Raw genomic sequence first — 626 nt, 5'->3', positions numbered from 1 at the left:
CATCATCAAATACGGCGTGGATATCGGGAAGGCCATCGCGGACATCGCGGCCGGCGAGCACCTGCACGTCCACAACGTCAAGACGAAGCGCTGGTAAGGGGAAGCGATATGGGCATGGACCTGAAAGGCTCCTCCTTCGAGGGCTGGCGGCGCGAGAACGGGCGGATGGGGGTGCGCAACCACGTTATCATCCTGCCGGTGGACGACCTCTCCAACGCGGCCGCCGAGGCTGTCGCGAACAACATCAAGGGCGCGATGGCGATCCCGCACGCCTATGGCCGCCTGCAGTTCGGCGCGGACCTGGACCTGCACTTCCGCACGCTGATCGGCACCGGCTGCAACCCGAACGTGGCGGCCGTCATCGTCATCGGCATCGAGCCGGGCTGGACGGGCAAGATCGTCGAGGGCATCGCCGTCAGCGGCAAGCCGGTCGAGGGCTTCGCCATCGAGCAGAACGGCGACATCAACACCATCGCCTCGGCCTCGCGCGCCGCCTATCGCATGGTGAAGCATGCCTCGCGCCTGAAGAAGGTGAAGGCGCCGCTGGTAGAGCTCTGGGTCTCGACCAAGTGCGGCGAGAGCGACACGACCTCCGGACTGGCCTCCTGCCCGACCGTGGGCAATGC

At 66.3% G+C, this 626-nt stretch carries 1 protein-coding gene; it reads left to right on the top strand.

Annotated features, from left to right (window positions below):
- Positions 1 to 108: 108 nt before the first annotated feature.
- A partial coding sequence (locus AC1DWF_RS35880) for a UxaA family hydrolase (protein ID WP_476843216.1) occupies positions 109 to 626 on the top strand: 518 nt, incomplete at its 3' end.

This window comes from Aminobacter sp. P4_D5, assembly GCF_056401815.1.
The sequence above is the reverse complement of the archived record's forward strand: the minus strand, read 5'-3'. Positions and strand labels throughout refer to the sequence as shown.